This window comes from Pontibacter arcticus (genome assembly GCF_003284895.1).
GTDB lineage: Bacteria > Bacteroidota > Bacteroidia > Cytophagales > Hymenobacteraceae > Pontibacter > Pontibacter arcticus.
In genome coordinates, this window is sequence record NZ_QMDV01000002.1 from 14737 (window position 1) to 30272 (window position 15536).

Genomic DNA, 15536 nt, shown 5'->3' on the forward strand with positions numbered 1-15536 from the left:
TTCTATACTTTCGGAAGTATAAATAACGTATAAAATGCCTGAACTGAAGCTACTTTACGGATGCTTGTTCAGGCATTTTTTTGTTCAGTAAAGTATAAAGGGTGTAGTTCAGGATCTCATCTTCGCCGGCCAGCAAATGGTCTGCTACAACATAATCCGGTTTTACGCCAGCTAACTTTTCATTGCCGTTTGGCCTCACGATATAGCCTTTCGGGACTTTCGCGATGATGCCGGTTTTAGGTAACGGAAACGAAAACTGGGACGCATACAAGGTAGGTACATCGCCTGTTTCCTCACCAACCAGTTCCGCAAAACCATAATCCTGGATCAGCGCCGCGCTTACAGCTGCCATAGAATAGGTCTGGCGGTTTATGAGCACATATACTTTGCCTTTAAAGCGTCTGGCTGCCGGAACCGGGTTTTGCATGGGTTGGTCGTAGGCAAAGGTTTCGCCGTTCTGGTGGCTTAAAATGGCTTTGGTGTAAGCATCTGTGGTATCGGGTGTGTTTTTTAAAGTATGCTCTTTGAGTACTTTACTTGTCTTGATCTGAAAACTGGAAAACCACCGGAAGGGCTTGTCAGCGAAGTAAGAGATAAGGTGATCGCTGTATGCATTGTGCCCGCCTGCATGATTTCTCAGGTCGAGGATAAGGGTGTTTGCTTTTTTCTGGTGGATGTCTGCAAAAACGGAATCGATGTAAGCCTTAAATTGCTGTTCGCCGTCTGCTGCTGACGAACTGAAAGGGCCTGGATTTAAGTATGCGACCTCATTATGGTAACTAAAAGTTGGTGCCGCACTCAGAATCTCGCCACCGCGCTCTGTTTCGTAAGTCATAACCGGAATAGCTTCCAAGGTATAACTTTCTGTTTTGCCAGTTGCTTTTTTAACTTTTACGATAAAAGTATCCCGAGCTCCAAAGGTAGACCAGTACAACCGCGGGAAAGACCAGAATTCCAGCTTTGCGTTTTTAAAATAAACCCGTTCCGCAGACAGGTAAGGGTGGATGGCTTTCTGAATTTGCCCGATAGGTTTGCCGTTTATACTTTGGAGTTGGTCGCCGGGCGCGATGGCAGTATTGGAAGTATAACTTTTACGCACATAGGCTTTCCCGTTTTCGAAGGCTAGCTCCAGCGGGAAAACCATACCGCCATCCTGAGCAAAAGCAATGTAGGGCTGCACTGCAAAATCCACTTCGCAGTGGCCTGCATTACCGGTAGCGGCCAGTTTCTGAAACAGTTTGGTCGTTTCCAGTAAACTAACAGAGTCTTCCCCGACAGACTTCACCAGGTTTCTATACGCTTTATCATACTTGTTTTTACTTACATAAGCATACAAATTATAATGCGCTTCCTGCAACGTGTTGTACAGGTATGCCAAATCTGTTTTAACATCAGCAGCTGCAAATTTTACTTCTTTGCTTTGGGCAAACGCAACCTGAAACGTGGTAAAAAGCAAGATGAATGGTAAGCAGATGGTGCTCCTCATTTTAGAGTTTTTTTGATTGTAATCGCGCAGCAAAAGGGAAAGCAGCCATAGTTTAAAATATAAAAATGCTCTTTACTCCGATTATTGATAGGATGACGATTTTCTATTTCGGGTTAGTATAAGCATAACTATGCCAAACAGAATTTCAATAGTTGCACCTACTAACAGCGTTGTATGCGAAGATGCATTCATCACTAATAACGCATAAGCTGCTATTCCTAAACCAATGCCGAGTGCCCAGTAAATTTTGAGACCGTATAGTGTAGCAAAATGTAAATATCTGCCTCCGATAATGAGAAGCATCCCCTGGAAAAACCATTCTATTTTATAGAAGGACAGCCCAAAGGCCAGGGGTATGCACATAATCATAAATACGGTTCCTTCCATAGCAAGCTTACCCAGTGGGTTACTTGGGTTATGCGCACCAGGAGCCCCCAAAATTTTGTCGAGTAACATGCTTAGAGGATAGATAAGAACTCCACCGATTAGTAAAGCCCAAACCGCTTTCTCAGGCGACACGAATAAGGCAACAAGTGCTGAAACCAGCCACACCGAACCAGATACGATTACCCCAGGATAGCCGTGCAGGTAAGCAGTACGCATATCCTGTTGGGCAATTTCAATGTGCTGTAAATCTTGTACAGCACATTGTGTATTCTGATCAGAGTTTCCTATTGGCATTTTGATCTTTAGGTTTAGTAGTAGGAGAATTTAGAATAAGCTTCTGTTATTGATTTTATAAACTATTTTTCAACTACTATACCAGCCTGACGCATGCTTAACTTACAGAATTAATGTAAGGTTAAAGTATAAAAATCTTATTAAGCTACCAATAAAAAAGGAAAGTATAGCGTTTTTGAGCTATACTTTCCTTTAGCTTTTAATTTATACTTCGGCTTATACTAAACGGCCATAAGTTTGTGCCAACTCTCGTAATGCTTTTGCTTGTTTCTTAGAAAATTGACCGGGCTGTAGGCGCCATTCCCAGTTGCCATCCGAAGTAGACGGAATATTCATTAGCCCTTCTTTGCCTAAACCCAGGATATCCTGCATCGGAAGTATGGCCAGTTGCGAAACCGAAGCATATGCCAGGCGGTTCATAATCTCGTGCACAGTATCGTTAGTTATCGTCTGGCCTACATAGCGACTCAGGCTTTTGCGTTCTTCCGTTTTGGCGGCTTTGTACCAGGCTTTCACGGTGCTGTTGTCGTGGGTGCCGGTATACACGATGCTGTTTACGTAATGGTTGTGCGGCACAAACGAGCTCTCGAACGCAATGCCATCGCCGAACGCGAAGATCAGAATAAGCATGCCCGGCAGGTTAAATTCCTGTATCAGGTCGCGCACAGGCTGGTCTATTTCGCCCAGGTCTTCCGCTATAATCGGCATTTCAGGGTGGTGCTTTTTGATGAGCGTCAGGATATCATGACCCGGAGACTTTACCCATTTCCCGTTTATGGCCGTTTTTTCTGTTGCAGGTACTTCCCAGTAAGCAGAGAAAGCCCGGAAGTGATCTAATCGTAACACACTAAATAACTGCAAGCTGTGCTCGATGCGGCGCAGCCACCAATCATACTCGTTTTTACCAAGTTCTTTCCAGTTGTAAACTGGCGTTCCCCATAACTGCCCTGTTTCACTGAAAAAATCTGGCGGCACCCCCGAAACACCCGTTGGCCTGCCACCTTTATCCAGCTTAAAGTATGACTGGTGCGCCCATACATCTGCACTATCGTGGCTTACATAAAATGGCATATCCCCAAAAAAGTGAACATCTTTATCAAGACAATACGCTTTCAGTTTCTCCCACTGGCTGTAAAACAGGAACTGCAGAAATGCCTCGTATTCTATTTCATCGCTTAGCTGGTTAGCCAGTTCCTGCATCGCTTTTTCATCGCGTTTGCGTAGTTCTTCCGGCCAGTCGCCCCAGCCTTTTCCCTCGAAGTGTTTCTTAAGGGCAGCGAACAGTGTAAAATCCTGCAGCCAGTGTTTATGGGTTTTCTGGAAATCAGTGAAGCTTTTCTTTAGCGTACCTGGCTGGTTTTCCTGGTAGTTCTGGTAGGCTTTCTGCAGCAGTTCATGCTTAAACGTTGTTACACGCCCGTAATCCACGCGCTCATCCGGGAACTTCTCTTTAACCCGCAAATCCTTTGGTTGAAGCAGGCCATCTTCTGCAAGCAGGTCCGGGCTGATGAGCAGTGGGTTTCCTGCAAAAGCGGAGTGGCTGCTATAAGGCGAATTTCCATAGCCGGATTCTGTCGGGTTTAAGGGCAGAATCTGCCAGTAGCGCTGGCCTGCTTCCTGCAATAAGTCTGCAAATTTATAGGCTTCCGGCCCCAAATCGCCGATGCCATACTTGGATGGGAGTGAAGTGATGTGGAGCAGGATGCCCGCACTGCGTTTTTCTATCGTCATTAGATTGTTGCCGTTAAAAATGCTACCGGGAAAGTTTTAAAAATTTCAGATGCCGGAATGTAACCAGCCGCCTTTACGTCCTCATCGCCATAAACCGATTGCCATACTTCAGGCGCATCATCCGGTAACTTTATCGCGGTATCTTCCCATACTTCACCCAGCGCAAATTCGGTTGGGCTGATAAGGCTGGCAAGTTGAAGCGGCGTAGCTACAATACACCACTTGTGTTCGTAATAGCGCGCAAACGCGATCAGGTGGTGCTGGTGCTTGCCGGTTATCTGCAACGGAATGTAAGCGCCTTTATCAAAAACTGGCTGCCACGCCCGACGCTGGTTCAGGGCTTTGGCCAGTACATAGAGTTTCACTTTGCCATCGGCCGGGTTCTGCAGCAGTTGTTCCTGAAGCTGGTTTATACTTTTTTCTTGGTTGATCTCTTGTAAAAACTGTGCACGCTGCTCGTAATCCACTGGCCGGCGGTTATCGGGGTCAACTAAGCTGAGGTCCCAGAATTCGGTACCCTGGTACACATCCGGCACGCCGGGACAGGTAACTTTTAGCAGCGTTTGGCAGAGCGCATATTGCCAGCCGTAATGCGCTATTTTCCGGAAGAAAGGCAGAAAAGATTCTTTAAATGCCTTATCTTCCTGCACCAGTTTTTGCACCAGTTCTTTTACCGCTTCTTCGTACGGTTCGTTTGGCTCGGCCCAATCGGTTTTCACTTTGGCTTCGCGCAGGGCTTTGGTCAGGTATTCCTGTAGGCGCTCCACCAGTTGCTCGTCCATCTGCTCATCCAGCGTCAGTACACCCAGCATCGTCTGGAAAATGAAGTATAAATCGTTGTTGGTGGGCTTGGAAGTATACTTTTTGCTGATCTCGATCCACTGCTGCACGTGCTGTCCCCATTCTTCGGGCAGTTCGCTGAGTACGTTTAACCGGATGCGGGCCCCCTCGCCGCGTTTGGTATCGTGGGTTGCGGTGGCATTTAAAGAGTGCGGATACGTGCGCTGGCGGTATTCCATGCGCGCATGAAATTCATCATCTTCGAGGTTAAAAATATCCGGGCTGTTGCCCACTTCGTTCAGCGATATCAGGCGGTTGTAGTTGTAAAACGTCGTATCTTCTACACCTTTTGCTGCCAACGGGCCCGTAAACTGCTGGCTCCGCATGACAAAGTATAACTTATCGTGTTTGGTTTCGTCTGTATCGCCGGGCTGCAACGTGAACAAAGTATGCAGGTGGTCGAGTTGGTCTTTTACCTCAGGTGCCTGCTTGTACGCTTCTTCAAAACCTTTGTCTACTACTTCCATTTCGGTTTTGGAGAGCGGCAGACGGTTGCCGTAGATGCAGTAAACCGGCCAGGCAGTTAGTAGATTTGCCAATGCTTTCCGCCATACTTCCTCCTGATCCAATGGTATAAGCTTGCGTTCCTGCAATAAGCGCAACAGGTTTTCGAGCTCGCCCTGCATGTAATTTGTCAGGATGAACATTTTTTTATCAAACACCAGTTGCTCGTAATCGGTGCGTGAGTTGGGGACCAGGCGTTTATAGATCTCAGTAAGTCTGCGGCCTTTTCCGGAAGTATACAGGTTGCTCACCCAGGCCAGGAAATCGTAGCCGCTATTGCCTTCAATCGGCCAGCGTTCGGGAAGCTGCTCTTCGCCTTCCAATATTTTTTCAACGATAATATAACTTTCCGGACCGGCCAGTTTACGTAGGCGTTTCAGGTATGTGGGCGGGTCGAAAAGTCCGTCTACGTGGTCAGCGCGCAAGCCCTGCAACAAACCCTGGTCGCAAAGCTGTTTGATAAACTGGTGGTACTGCTCGAAAACTTCCGGCCGTTCCACGCTCAAACAGATCAGGTCGTTCACGGTAAAAAATCGGCGGTAGTTGATATGCTGCTCGGTTTCCTGCCAGTGGCTCAATATAAAATGTTGCTTCTGAAGTATACTTTGCAGCTTTTCAGAATCGCTGTTTATACTTTCGAGTATACTTTCAATGGCCTTTTTAAGACCGGCCTGTTTGTAAAGCTTGGTTTTGAAATTGCTCCAGGATGCCGGATTTATACTTTCGTGGGCTTCGAGTTGCGTTAGTTCCTGCGCCAGGTATTCCACTGCTTTGCTCACTTCCGGATCACTGGAAAGTTTTAAAGCTTCATCTAAAATGTACCGGTACGTAGCCACACTCAGCGGATAAGCGCTATCAAAATAAGTTACCTGCAGGCCATCGTCGGAAAATGAAAGTTGCAGCTGATTTTGCTCCAGAATCTGATCGAGCGGCTCGCCCAGGAAAGGCACCATCACCTGGCCGGCAAAATCCGGGTGGTTAAAATCAATGTCGAAGAAAGTATAAAACTGCGATTGCGGCCCTTTTTCCAGCACATCCATCAGCCATTTGTTTGTAGGATGAAAAGCCATGTGGTTTGGTACAATATCCTGCAGCCAGCCCATGTTCCGGTTTTTAAGTTCGGTGGCTATCTCTTCGAGTTCTTGTTGGGTGCCAACTTCAGGGTTAATTTCATAGGGTGCCGTTACGTCGTAGCCATGTTCGCTGCCGGGCTTAGATGTAAAAAATGGTGCAGAATAAATGGTACTGATGCCGAGTTCGTGCAGGTAAGGGATCAGCTTTTTAATATCCCGCAGCTTAAATTTAGGCGATACTTGAAAGCGGTATGTGGCAGAAGGTATATAAGTCATATCAGATTTTCAGTTGTAAGGATTCGTAGAGTTGTTCAAATTTTTTGCACCATACTTCAGCTTCCGGCCAGTTGGCGCGGGCTGCATTTCGCTGGTTGTAGGTGCTCTGTTTTAACCGGAAAGCCAGGTTTTGCGCATGCCAGATGTCGGGTTTCAGTTTTAGTCTGGCAAGCAGCGGTAACAGTTCGGTAAGCAGGTTCATTTGGGTGATGCTGTCGGGCTTTTCCGAAAGCTGCAGCATCAGGCGATCGATCAAGCGGGTAGCTTCGTAGTTATGCATTTTGGTTATCAGCTTTACATCCATACGATTTACCTCGTCCAGAATCCGGTTCAGTTTTAAAATGCTGGGTTTTTTGGCGGCAAGCTCGCGCTGCAGCTTCAGGTTGGTAATGTAAGATAGCGTAAGGTGCAGCGGGCGCGGCAATTTGATTGACAGCGTTTTCATGGCGGCCATCAGCGGGTAATTGTTTTCGTAGATCTGCTGAAAACTGTTTTCTACATTGTGCATGGCGCGCGCCAGTACTTCGTCCAGTATTTTGCGCTGGTCGTCTTTAAACAAGTGCCAGAACGAGTAATTATGCGACTCGAAATGCTTATCCAGCAGCATGATCACTTCGTTTATATTGCCCCGGTCGAAGGCGGTGGTTAGCTCTACAGACAGCGCTTCGTAGGCTTCTTCGGAAATAAATTCGCGCACGCCGCCAAACAACTGGTGGTCGCCGAGATGCAGCATGCCAAACGTAACGGTCAGTTCTTCCCAGGTTACAAGCGATTTGATGGTGGCATGGCCGATCGCCATTTTCTGCTTTCCGGCAGTTCGTAATTCATACTTTTCAAGGGTTGGTTTAAAGCTTTGCAGCTTCAGTTCTTCCGGATCATCCGTAAACAAAGAGGTAATGCCAAAATGCGCACCCACCCGCAACAGGTCAATCATCATGGGTTTCACCTTCAGCCGGTAGGTTTGTGCGGCATCCGCTTCTTCGGGGATGTTGCTTTTCGCTTTCTGAAGGATTTGCAGGAAATCTACTTCGAGTTGTTGCCCGCTTATACTTTCGGCCAGTTGTAAAGCACGGGCGGCATACAGCAGATCCTGTACCGTTTCGATGCCGGTCACTTCATCAAAAAACCACCCGCAACTGGTATACATCAGCAAGGTATGGTACTGCATTTCGAGCAGCTGCAAAAATTTGGTTTGCTCAGTTTTACTTAAGTTTCCGGAAGTATGGTGCTTGATAAAAGCCTGTACGTTTGCCTCCGACCTGTCCATGATCACGCTGATGTAAGCGTCGCGTACCAGCCAGGGATCAGTTATGCCGAGTGCGCTCATTTCGCGTTCGTACAGCGGTATCAGCTGGTCGCGGAGCCAGTCATAAGCTTCGCGCAGCGGGGCGCGCCAACGCTGGTTCCAGCCTTCTTTTCCGCCTGTATGGCAGCCGCAATCGCTTCGCCAGCGCTCTACGCCGTGCGCGCAACTCCACGACGAATTTTCGATGATCTGAGCTTCGTAAACAGGCGGAAACATAGCGAGGTATTCTCCATAAATGGTTAGCCTTGCCAGTTTTTCACGCTCGATGTGGTGCAGCGCATACGTCAATGCCATCTCCCCAAAACGGTGGTGGTGCCCATACGACTCACCATCAGTAGCAATATGCATGAGTTGGGGCTCGGAAGTATACGGAGTGAAATTACCGGCCAACCGGTTGGCAAAACCTTCGCCGCTGTTTAATAACCGTTCAAACGCAACACCCTGCGAGGCCGGCCCATCATAAAAGAAAAGCACGATGCTGTTGCCCGACGGTAGGTTGCAACGGTAAGGCTGGCGCGGATCGATGTGAGCACCGGTAGCATCAAACCATTGCCTTTCGCCGATGCGCCGGAATCCCCTGGCCTGGTATGGCGAAAGTATAGTAAATGCGATGCCGTTGGCTGCCAGCACTTCCAGGGTTGGCGTATCCACGGCAGTTTCGGCGAGCCACATGCCTTCCGGTTTGCGGTTAAAGCGCTTTTGAAAATCATAAATGCCCCAAAGCACCTGCGTCTGTTTATCACGGGCATTGGCTAACGGCATAATGATGTGGTTGTATACCTGCGCCAGCGCTGCACCGTGCCCGGAAAAGCGTTTCATACTTTCCTGGTCGGCTTGCAGAATGCCGGCATAGGTTTCGGGCGCTTTCCGCTCCATCCACGAAAGCAGGGTAGGGCCGAAATTGAAGCTGATGCGGGCATAGTTATTCAGCAGATCGGCAATCTCTCCTTTCGGACCCAAAATACGGGAGGCGGCATTGCGGCTGTAGCATTCTTCTGTAATGCGCTCGTTCCAGTCGTGGTACGGGTGTGCCGATTCCTGTAATTCTATTTCGTTCAGCCACGGGTTTTCGCGTGGTGGCTGGTAAAAGTGCCCGTGTATACAGATGTAGCGCGTATTCATGCTTATGTTGTACGGCCAAGTAACAGCATCGTGCTGGCAGGCAGCGTAATTGTTTCCGTTGAGCGGACGGATGTTTTACCTGATCCGCCATTTCCGGCCCATTTCGCATCATCCGAATCAAGTATAACCTCCCAGTCTTGCTGGCCTTCCAGTGCATCAGATTTAAAAGTCTGTGGTTTGTTACTTATGTTAAATAGACAATAGAGTGGTTCATCGTTTCCAGTATGTACTAAGTGCAGTACCAGGTTTTCTTCATCCAGTTGTACCACCATCTTTTCTTTGGAAGGCTTGGCCAGGGCAGGGTGCGTTTTACGAAGCTGTATCAGAGCTTTGTAGAATTCGCGCAGCTGGTTTTGCTTTTCGTTCTGGGTATAGCTGTGCTGTAGTTTCGATTTGTTGAAGGTGTCTTCGCTTTGGGGGTCCGGAACTTCGCCCTGCCAGGTAAAGGCTTTAAATTCTTCGCGACGTCCTTTCTGTACCGCTTTCACCAGGTCTTTATCGGAATGGCTGATGAAGTATAAAAATGGGTTTTCTTCGCCATATTCTTCTCCCATAAACAGCATCGGTACGTACGGCGAAAGTATAACCAGGCCTGCCACCACCTTCAGCATATCAAACGAAACTAGTTGCGTCAGGCGGTCGCCTAACATGCGGTTGCCTACCTGGTCGTGGTTTTGGGAGCAGACCACAAACTGCTGCGCCGGGTTAGCAGTAGCATCGGTGCCTACTGTTTTTTTGCGGTGCTCTGAGTATAAACCGTTGTAGACAAAGGTTTGCTCCAGGGCTTTTTTGAGGTGGGCCGGTTTCCCGAAATCTTCATAATAGCCTTCCTGCTCGCCTGTGATCAACGTATGGATGGCGTGATGGTAATCATCAAACCACTGCGCATCCAGGCCATAGCCGCCTTTGTCTGGAGAGTTAAGAAGCCGTATATCGCTTTGGTCGCTTTCCGCTATCAGCAAGTATGGTTTGCCGGTTTGTTCTGTTAATTGGATTACTTGTTCTTGTAACTCCTGCAAGAAATGCTTGGCACCCATATCGTAAATGGCATGTACGGCATCCAGGCGAAGGGCGTCTATATGGTAATCGCGCAGCCACATCAGCGCATTCTGGAAAAAGAAGTTGCGCACATGGTCGGAGTGGGCCTGGTCGAAGTTTAGAGCAGCGCCCCAGGGTGTATTGTACTGCTCGGTAAAGTAGGGGCCGAAGTCGTTGAGGTAATTTCCTTCGGGGCCGAAGTGATTGTACACCACATCCAGCACCACCGAAATACCTTGCGCGTGGCAGGCATCAACCAGTTTTTTCAGGCCTTCGGGTCCGCCATAAGTGCTTTGTGCAGCAAACGGGTAAACGCCATCATAGCCCCAGTTGCGGCTTCCCGGAAACTGTGCGATCGGCATCAGTTCGATAGCGGTAATGCCCAGGTCTTTTAATTCGGGCAGTTTATTTATAACCCCTTCAAATGTGCCTTCTTCTGAAAAAGTGCCGACATGCAGTTCGTAAATAATGAGTTGCTCCAAAGGCGGGGCCTGCCAGTTTTCATCTGTCCAGCTAAAGGAAGTATGGTCAACTACTTCAGACGCTTCGTGCACATCGTCGGGCTGAAACTGGGAAGCAGGATCAGGGCGTTCTTTGTCGTCGTTTAATTTGTATTTATACTTTGCGCCCGGCTTTGCATCTTCGGCCAGGCCGGTCCAGTAGCCAAAGGCTTCGCGCTGTAAGGTAATGGTCTTCTTTTCGGGCTTGCTCAGTAGAACTTCTACTTTTTCGGCTTCGGGTGCCCATACGGTAAAAGTTACTCCTTTTTCGGGGTGGTAACTGGCCCCGACTTCTCTGGTAATCGACATAAGTTTGTTAGGTTTGGATCAGAGTTTTTAACTGAAAAGAGCGGGTTTGGGTTGTCGGAGTTTTTGAGCAGAAGCTATGAAATTCAGGTTTATACTTAGGGGTTTACATAATTCAGCTCAAAATCTAAAAAGCAGGTTGAGAATAATGTATAAGATACTTGTAAGAGCTGCGTTTTATACTAGGTGATGATAATCAGTTTACTTACCGCTCACTCCACCTTAAAACATACTTTATCAAAGTATAAATGGAGCGATTATACGAATGAAATGTGTTACAGTATTACTTGATAAATCTTTAAACATCTTATACTTCCGGCGGTTAAAGAACTGGAAAACGACAACGTTATGGAAAATATACAAAGTGATAACCTGCTTGCCCCTGATACCCGCACCCGTATTACAGAAGCCTTTGTGCTGCACGTGCTCGAAACTGGCAGAGAGCCTGTTTCGGTGTTTAAGTTTGCCCAGAGTTTAGGCATACGCGAAGAAGAATTTTACACCTATTATACTTCGTTTCTGGGCGTGAAAGGTGGCGTGTGGGAGCAGATATTCGAACGCACCATCCGGAGCATGGAAGCCCAGCCGGTGCACGCTACTTACTCGGCCAGAGAAAAACTGCTGGCCTTCTACTTCACTTGGATCGAAGAATTAAAGAAGAACAGAAGCTATCTGCTGGCTTTATACCTGCAGCCCGAAGGTTTCAGGAAGGCGATGCCCGAAGAACTGAGAGGTTTTAAAGCCAGGTTCGAGGCGTTTGCCAACAACCTGATCGCAGAAGGAAAAGCAACCGACCAGATCGCTGAAAGAAAGTATATTTCAGATAAGTATGCGGATGCGCTTTGGGTAGAGACACTGTTTATACTTCAGTTCTGGCTCAAAGATACTTCGCTTTCTTTTGAAAGAACAGATGCCGCCATCGAAAAATCGGTGAACCTGGTGTTTGATCTTATTGGCAGAACAGCAGTTGATTCGTTAGTCGATTTTGCCAAGTTTCTTTACCAGTCTAAATAATACTCTATGAGTAATCAGCCTCAGGAACAAAATCATATACCCACATCCAAAGTACAACGCGCTTCTAAATTTATTGGCACCGGCGCAAAAGTAGGCGGTAATTATATAAAGCATTACGCCAAAAAGATGGTGAACCCATCGCTGAGCAAAGATGAGTTGCATGCCAATAATGCCGAAGATATTTATACTTCGCTGAGCGAGCTGAAAGGCAGTGCGCTGAAAGTTGCTCAGATGATGTCTATGGATAAAAACGTGCTGCCCGGCGCTTACCAGGATAAATTTATGATGGCCCAGTACAGTGCACCGCCTTTATCTTACCCGTTGATGGTGCGTAATTTTCAGAAGTCTTTTGGCAAAACGCCCGAAGCCATGTTCGATACCTTTACCACTTCCGCTGTAAATGCAGCCTCCATCGGTCAGGTACACAGAGCAACAAAAAGTGGAAAGACGTTTGCCGTAAAAGTGCAGTATCCGGGCGTAGCCGACAGCGTAAGTTCGGACCTGAAAATGGTGCGGCCGTTTGCGTATCGGTTGCTGAACATGAACGCCAGAGAACTCGATCATTACATGGAAGAGGTGGAAGGGAAGTTGCTCGAAGAAACGGATTACAAACTGGAAGTACGGCGGTCGCAGGAAATATCGGGGGCCTGCAGCCACATCCCAAACCTGAACTTTCCGCAGTATTACCCCGAACTGAGCAGCGAGAAAATTATTACCATGGACTGGCTCGAAGGCGCCCATTTAAAAGAGTGGCTCAAAACCAACCCGTCGCAGGAAGCCAGAAATACCATCGGGCAGGCGCTTTGGGAATTTTATCACCACCAGGTACACAACCTCAAAAAAGTACACGCCGATCCGCACCCGGGCAATTTCATTATTCAGGAAAACAATACCTTGGGCGTGATTGATTTTGGTTGCGTAAAAGTAATTCCGGAAGATTTTTACCAGGGCTACTTTTCGCTTCTCCGCAAAGATGTACTGTTGGATGAAGCAGCGCTGAACCAACTTTTCTTGGATCAGGAATTTATCAGCGACCAGGATACGCCGGCAGAACAGGTATACTTTAAAACGGTGTTCAAAGAAATGATCTCGTTGCTGGGCAAGCCGTTCCATACTTCGGAATTCGACTTTGCAGATGATGCCTATTTTAACCAGCTGTATGCGCTTGGCGAGCGGGTTTCGAAAGATAAAATGTTCCGCAATTCGCGGCAGGCGCGTGGCTCGCGGCATGGCCTTTTCATCAACAGAACATACTTTGGCCTGTACAGTTTGCTAAACCAGTTAAGGGCAAAAGTCCAGACCACCAAACCAGCCTGGTTCAACTAAAAAGAAAAGCCGTTTGATTTATTTCAAACGGCTTTTTCGTTTTCAGGGCAGTTTTATACTTCGGAAATACCAGCTGTTAAACACGCATTTCATACTAAAGTATAAACCGACGTTGTTGGCTCTCAGATTAAATGTAACATTTAGCTCCTAAACGTATTTGTTGGCTTAAAACGATTATATACGCTGTTATAGTTCTTTAAATGCTGCAGATTTATACTTCCTGCATTATAAATTGTAACCTAATTCCGGTAGCATAGTACCTATTCTGAGGTAAACCTTAAAGAGTACATGGAAGCATTGGAAGGAACAAAGCGCGTCGTTATCGAGCATGTAAAACCTCAGGTAGATGGCGGAAAATATCCTGCAAAAAGAGTAGTAGGAGAGCAGGTAGTAGTAACAGCCGACGTTTTCGGCGACGGACATGATGAAGTAAAAGCGGAACTGATCTACAGGCATAGCCGCAAAAAAAACTGGCACAAAGTACCCATGGCGTTTCTGGGCAACGACCGCTGGCAGGCTACTTTTACCCCGGATACCATGGGCCGTTTCGAGTATACGATACAAGGGTGGGTCGATCATTTTTATACCTGGCAGAAAGGCCTGAAAAAGAAGTTTGAAGCCAACCAGGACATAACCGTTGAACTGCAGATAGGCGCCCAGTTATTAGAGGAAGCCGCGGCGGCAGCCAAACCCGGCCAACAGAAAAGACTGCGAAAATGGGCAGATCAGCTCAATAGAAATAATTCACCGGCCGATGCCGTGACGCTGGCCACCAGCCAGGATGTAACCGACCTGATGAATGCCTGCTGCGATCGCCGCAACGTAACCATTTACAACCAGGTGTTGCAGTTGGATGTAGAGCGCCACAAAGCCTTGTTCAGTACCTGGTATGAGTTTTTTCCGAGATCGGCGGCGCAGGAGCCAGGCCAGCACGGTACCTTTAAAGACTGCGAACGCCTGATGCCGCGCATTGCTGAAATGGGCTTCGATACGATTTACTTACCACCTATCCACCCGATCGGGTACGCGTACCGCAAAGGAAAGAACAACGCTGTATCAGCGCAGCCCGGAGAGCCTGGCTCGCCATGGGCCATTGGTGCAGACACTGGCGGGCACAAAGCAATACTTCCGGAACTAGGCACGCTCGATGATTTCAGAAGTATGGTGCATGTGGCCCGCGAGCATGGCATCGAAATAGCCCTTGACTTCGCCATCCAATGTTCCCAGGACCACCCGTACGTAAAAGATCATCCGCAGTGGTTTAAATGGCGACCGGACGGCACCGTACAGTATGCTGAAAATCCACCGAAAAAATACCAGGACGTACTTCCAGTAAACTTCGAAACCGAAGACTGGCAGAACCTGTGGATCGAACTCAGAAGTATACTCTTGCATTGGATAAACCAGGGCGTGTATATTTTCCGGGTAGATAATCCGCATACCAAAGCTTTTGCTTTCTGGGAGTGGGTGATCGCCGATATTCACAAAGAGCATCCGCAGGTTATTTTCCTGGCGGAAGCCTTTACACGGCCACGGGTAATGGAACGCCTGGCCAAAATCGGTTTCACGCAATCCTATACGTACTACACCTGGCGTAACACCGCAGCCGAACTGAAAGAGTATATGCAAGAGCTGACGCAAACTGATATGCGCGATTATTTCAGACCGAACTTCTGGCCTAATACACCGGATATTCTGCCGGTTGGCTTGCAGGAAGGTGGCGAAGCGGCTCATATTCTGAGGTTGGTGATGGCGGCCACGCTTTCGTCTAACTACGGCATGTATGGCCCGGTTTACGAATTCGGAATTGCCACGCCGGTGCCCGGTAAAGAAGAATACCTCGACTCCGAAAAGTATGAGATCATGCACTGGGACTGGGGCAAACTGACCAAGATCAGGGAAGTGATTACGCTCATCAACAAGATCAGAAAAGTGAACCCGGCCCTGCAAACGACCTGGAACATTGCCTTCGGCGAAACCGATAATGCACAGCTGCTCTGCTACGGAAAATGGGATGATGCCCGCCAGAATAAGATGCTGATGGTCGTGAACCTGGACCCGCACCAGACGCAGGCCGGCTGGGTAAAAGTGCCTGCCGATGCCCTAGGCTTAGAAACCGACCAGCCATACTTAGTGCACGACCTTTTAACCGAACACAAGTATACCTGGAGCACCGACTGGAACTACGTAGAGCTAAGGCCGCACGAAATGCCGGTACACGTTTTCAGGATAGAAGAAGCAAGCAAAGGCATGGGCCACAACAACCTGGATGATACCTGGCTGCCAACAGACCAGCAAACACATAACTAAAAGATAACTTCCGATAGACCACA

9 protein-coding genes are annotated in these 15536 nt (G+C 47.9%); 3 read left to right on the forward strand and 6 right to left on the reverse strand.

Annotated elements, in window-relative coordinates; all coding sequences use genetic code 11:
- Positions 1-49: 49 nt before the first annotated feature.
- From DP923_RS05395 to treZ, 6 genes are all read right to left on the reverse strand, one after another.
- Positions 50-1486, reverse strand: coding sequence for a S41 family peptidase (locus DP923_RS05395; RefSeq protein WP_112305582.1), 1437 nt, complete (start codon positions 1484-1486; stop codon positions 50-52).
- 81 nt (positions 1487-1567) lie between these two features.
- Complete coding sequence (locus DP923_RS05400; RefSeq protein ID WP_207801942.1) at positions 1568-2167, reverse strand: DUF7010 family protein; 600 nt, start codon at positions 2165-2167, stop codon at positions 1568-1570.
- A gap of 216 nt (positions 2168-2383) precedes the next feature.
- A complete protein-coding gene (malQ, locus tag DP923_RS05405; protein WP_112304845.1) occupies positions 2384-3898 on the reverse strand; it encodes a 4-alpha-glucanotransferase in 1515 nt (504 codons plus the stop codon).
- Complete coding sequence (gene treY / locus DP923_RS05410; RefSeq protein WP_112304846.1) at positions 3898-6591, reverse strand: malto-oligosyltrehalose synthase; 2694 nt, start codon at positions 6589-6591, stop codon at positions 3898-3900. Before treY ends, malQ begins: the two co-directional genes overlap by 1 nt.
- Position 6592: 1 nt before the next feature.
- The gene (locus tag DP923_RS05415) at positions 6593-9019 is read right to left on the reverse strand and encodes a DUF3536 domain-containing protein (RefSeq protein ID WP_112304847.1); all 2427 of its coding nucleotides are present in this window, start codon (positions 9017-9019) and stop codon (positions 6593-6595) included.
- Positions 9020-9021: 2 nt separating this feature from the next.
- Entirely contained in the window at positions 9022-10866 is a 1845-nt protein-coding gene (gene treZ / locus DP923_RS05420; protein ID WP_112304848.1) for a malto-oligosyltrehalose trehalohydrolase, read from the reverse strand.
- A gap of 345 nt (positions 10867-11211) precedes the next feature.
- Here treZ and DP923_RS05425 point away from each other — a divergent pair, with 345 nt between their 5' ends.
- The 3 genes from DP923_RS05425 to DP923_RS05435 all read left to right on the forward strand — a co-directional run bounded on the left by DP923_RS05425 (position 11212) and on the right by DP923_RS05435 (position 15513).
- The gene (locus tag DP923_RS05425; RefSeq protein WP_112304849.1) at positions 11212-11877 is read left to right on the forward strand and encodes a TetR/AcrR family transcriptional regulator; all 666 of its coding nucleotides are present in this window, start codon (positions 11212-11214) and stop codon (positions 11875-11877) included.
- Between the two features lie 6 nt (positions 11878-11883).
- The gene (locus DP923_RS05430; RefSeq protein ID WP_112304850.1) at positions 11884-13203 is read left to right on the forward strand and encodes an ABC1 kinase family protein; all 1320 of its coding nucleotides are present in this window, start codon (positions 11884-11886) and stop codon (positions 13201-13203) included.
- A gap of 288 nt (positions 13204-13491) precedes the next feature.
- Entirely contained in the window at positions 13492-15513 is a 2022-nt protein-coding gene (locus DP923_RS05435; protein ID WP_112304851.1) for an alpha-1,4-glucan--maltose-1-phosphate maltosyltransferase, read from the forward strand.
- The last annotated feature ends 23 nt before the right edge of the window (positions 15514-15536 follow it).